The sequence below is a fragment of the Streptomyces prasinopilosus genome (assembly GCF_001419695.1).
Classification (GTDB): Bacteria; Actinomycetota; Actinomycetes; order Streptomycetales; family Streptomycetaceae; genus Streptomyces; species Streptomyces prasinopilosus.
This window is the reverse complement of the sequence record NZ_LIRG01000956.1, coordinates 1-3,597: the sequence shown is the minus strand read 5'-3', so window position 1 is coordinate 3,597 and position 3,597 is coordinate 1. Positions and strand designations below refer to the sequence as shown.

Sequence of the window (3,597 nt, the reverse complement as noted above, 5' to 3'; positions counted from 1 at the left end):
CCTGGGGGGTGGAGGGGGTGTGGGGCGCGGTCATGTCCCGACCCTAGGCAGCGCCCCTCCCCCGCCCCATGTGGTTGCACTCCACAGTTCAGCCAGAAGTAGTGGTGTCGAACCATGTGGGTGCGTCGGCCATGGCTTGCTTGATGCGGAAGCGTCCGAACTCGTTCAGTTCCGGCAGCGCGTCCACGGCGAACCAGGCGACGTCCAGGGACTCGTCGTCGTTGACCCGGGCCTCGCCGCCGACGGCGCGGCAGCGGAGGGTGATGTCCATGTACTGGCAGATGTCACCGTTGCCGTAGGTCACCGGGTTCAGCGCCTGGACCAGCACGACCCGTTCGACGACGCAGCGCACCGCGGTCTCCTCCTCGACCTCGCGCACCGCGCAGGCCGCGGGCTGTTCCCCCGGGTCGGGGATGCCGCCGAGCACCGACCACTGGCGGGTGTCGGACCGGCGGTTCAGCAGCACCCTGCCCTCGTCGTCGAAGACGATGGCGGTGACGCCGGGAAGCCAGAGCAACTGGTGACCGGCGGAGACGCGCAGGGTGCTGATGAAATCGGGAGTAGCCATGCTCCGACCCTAACGGCCGGGCCGGGCCGCTCCACGGCCCTCCCGGGGGCGCGCGTCTTCCGTACGCCCGCGCGTCACCGGCGCGCCCGGCCGCGCACACCGGCGCCGACGGCCCACCCCAGGCCGCCCGCGGCGACCAGAACGAGGCCGAGTTCCGGGAGGACGCCGAGACGGGTGGCGGGGGTCAGGGAGGAGCGCAGCGGCACCTCCTGCACCAGGGAGTCGGCGACGAACATGCCGGTCTTCTGGCTGACCGTCCCGTCCGGCATGATGATCGCGCTGACACCGCTGGTCACCGGGACGGTGACGGTGCGGCTGTGCTCGACGGCGCGGACCCGGGACATGGCGAGCTGCTGGTAGGTCATCTCGCTGCGGCCGAAGGTGGCGTTGTTGCTGGGTACGGAGATCAGCTGGGCGCCTTCGGTGACCGTGTCGCGCACCGCCCGGTCGAAGGCCGCCTCGTAGCAGGTGACGAGTCCCACCCCGGTGCCCGCCATGGTGAACACGCCGGGCTCGGTGCCCCGGCTGAAGTCCTGGCGGACCATCGACGTCCACTCGTCGTTGATCGCCCCGACCAGGGAGCGCAGCGGGAGGTACTCGCCGAAGGGCTGGATCTGCCGTTTGTCGTAGGTGTCGACGGGGCCCTTCACCGGGTCCCAGAGGATCTGCTCGTTGAGCAGGTCGCCGTCCTCGGCCACCACGGCTCCGACCGAGACCGGGGCTCCGATCGCCCGGGCCGCGCGGTCGATGACGGCGCGGGCGTCGGAGTTGGTGAAGGGGTCGATGTCGGAGGAGTTCTCCGGCCACAGCACGATGTCGGGCCGTTCGGTCTCGCCCGCGTCGACGGCGGCGGCCAGGCGCTCCGTCTCGCGCGCGTGGTAGTCGAGGACGGCACGCCGCTGGGAGTTGAAGTCGAGTCCCAGGCGCGGCACGTTGCCCTGGATCACCGCGACGGTCGTCGTGCCGTCCTCGGCCGTGTCGCTCACCAGCGGCCGGGCGGCGACCGCGGCCACCAGGGGCACCGCCACGCCCAGGACCCCGGCTGCCGCCGCGACGCGCCGCACGGTCCCGGTGCGGCGGGCTTCCAGGGACACGCGCGCGACCTCGTACAGGCCGAAGCCGCACAGGACGACCGCGAAGCCGAGCACGGGGGTGCCGCCCAGTGCGGCGAGCGGCAGGAACACGCCGTCCGCCTGCCCGAACGCGATCTTGCCCCAGGGGAAACCGCCGAACGGCACGCGCGCGCGGGCCGCCTCCCCCGCCGTCCAGAGCGCGGCGGCCCACACCGGCCATCCGGGCAGCTTCGAGACCGCGGCGACACCCGCGCCGGCCAGTGCGACGAAGACCGCCTCGATCGCGGCGAGGGCGATCCACGGGCCGGGGCCGACCTCCACACCGGTCCACACCAGCAGCGGCAGCAGGAAGCCCAGGCCGAAGAGGTAGCCGAGGCCGAGCCCCGCCTTCCAGCTCCGCCCGCGCAGCAGCAGGCCGAGGACGGCGAAGGCGGGCAGCGCCAGCCACCACAGGGTGCGGGGCGGGAAGCTGACGTAGAGGAGCAGTCCGGAGAGTGCTGCCGCTGCGGCCGGAACGAGGCGCACGGACCACCGGCGCCACGCGCCGGGCGCGGCCTGCGGGGGCGTCGGGGCCGACGGGCCGGCGGAGGTTGCGGTGACGGTCACTCCGCGAGTCTACGGCGGCCGGCCGGGGCGCCGGCCGGGGCGGCCGACCGGGCGGCCTGCCGTACGGGGGCCGCCCGCGGGGTCCGCGACGGCCCGCGCGCCCGCCTCCGGCGCGCCGGAACGGCCGGCGGGCACCCGGCCGGCGGGCGCTCTCCCGTACGCGGGGTGCTGGGCCCGCCGTGACGGCCTCCGGCGCGGTGGCTCAGCCCTCCGGGTCCGGCCGGTGCGGGCGGAGACGGTCGCGGATGACGCTCACCGCCGCCTCCGCGTCGTCCACGGTGATCGTGAAGGTGTGTCCGTCCCACAGGCTCAGTGCGACGCCCTCGCCGCGGCGCACGACGACCGCGGTGCCCTTCTCGGGCCTCCAGCGGTAGCCCCAGCCGCCCCAGTGCCGCGGGGTGACGTGCGGGACGAACTCGGCTCCGGCGACGTGCGACAGCGGGATGCGGCGGCGCGGCACTCCGATGTGGCCGCAGCGCACTTCCAGGTGGTCCTCGTCGACCCGCAGGGCGACGTGCACGAAGGCGAGGGTGCCGAACAGGACCAGCAGCCCGGCCGCGATGCACCCGACGACGGCCATGACCAGCGGCGCGGTGCCGCTCGACCAGGCCGAGTCGACGGCCAGCACGATGCCGAGCGCCATGCAGGCGGCGCCGATCAGCGCCAGCAGCCACTGCATCCGGTTGGTCGCGCGACCGGTCCAGACGCCGGGGTACGGGACGCCGGCTTCCCGGGGGTGGTCCCTCATGCCTTCGAGGTTACTCACGTTCCGCTCCGCGGGTACGGCGGTGCCCGGCGCCACTGCGCCGACCGGGTGTGAGGGGCCCGGACGCGGGCGATCGGGATGCGGGCGGCCGGGGCTCACACCGCGGGGGTGGCCTGCTGGAGGAGCCGGCCCTCCGCGTAGGCGAGGGCGGGCGGGAGCAGCGCGCCCTCGCGTCCGCTCAGCAGCACGGTGAGGGTTCCGGTCGCCGGGGCCCCGGGGGCGGGCCGCGCACCGAGGCGGCGCAGGGCTTGGGCGGCGACCGCTCCGGCGGAGCCGTGCAGGACCAGCGGGGGCAGGTTGGGGCGCTGCACGGCGGCCCGGATGCGTTCGGTGACCAGTTCGTAGTGGGTGCAGCCCAGGACGACGGTCGTCACGTCGTGCGGGGTGAGGTCGGCGGCGGCGGCGACGGCGGCGGCGATCGCGTTCTCGTCCGCGCGTTCCACGGCCTCCGCGAGTCCCCAGCACGGCACCTCGGTGACGTCGACCCCGGCGGCGAAGTCCCGGATCAGGTTCCGCTGGTACGGGCTGCCGGTCGTGGCCGGGGTCGCCCAGATCGCCAGCGGTCCGCCGCCGGCCGCCGCCGG

Annotated in this window: 3 protein-coding genes and 1 pseudogene; all 4 read right to left on the bottom strand. The window is 75.0% G+C overall.

Features of this window, described 5'->3' with window-relative positions; all coding sequences use genetic code 11:
• Positions 1–88: 88 nt before the first annotated feature.
• Complete coding sequence (locus AOK18_RS28995; RefSeq protein WP_055575169.1) at positions 89–568, bottom strand: NUDIX hydrolase; 480 nt, start codon at positions 566–568, stop codon at positions 89–91.
• Positions 569–642: 74 nt separating this feature from the next.
• Complete coding sequence (gene lnt, locus AOK18_RS28990) at positions 643–2,247, bottom strand: apolipoprotein N-acyltransferase (RefSeq protein ID WP_055696242.1); 1,605 nt, start codon at positions 2,245–2,247, stop codon at positions 643–645.
• Between the two features lie 202 nt (positions 2,248–2,449).
• Positions 2,450–2,995 (bottom strand): YdbT family protein, encoded by a 546-nt coding sequence (locus AOK18_RS28985; RefSeq protein ID WP_055696241.1) that lies wholly within the window; start codon positions 2,993–2,995, stop codon positions 2,450–2,452.
• 113 nt (positions 2,996–3,108) lie between these two features.
• Positions 3,109–3,597 (bottom strand): annotated as a pseudogene (locus AOK18_RS28980) (aspartate/glutamate racemase family protein); the annotation flags it as partial.

Excerpts from the sequence above, each read along its gene's own strand:
- AOK18_RS28985 (WP_055696241.1), bottom strand. The coding sequence starts at position 2,995 with ATGAGGGACCACCCCCGGGAAGCCGGCGTCCCGTACCCCGGCGTCTGG.
- AOK18_RS28995 (WP_055575169.1), bottom strand. The coding sequence starts at position 568 with ATGGCTACTCCCGATTTCATCAGCACCCTGCGCGTCTCCGCCGGTCAC.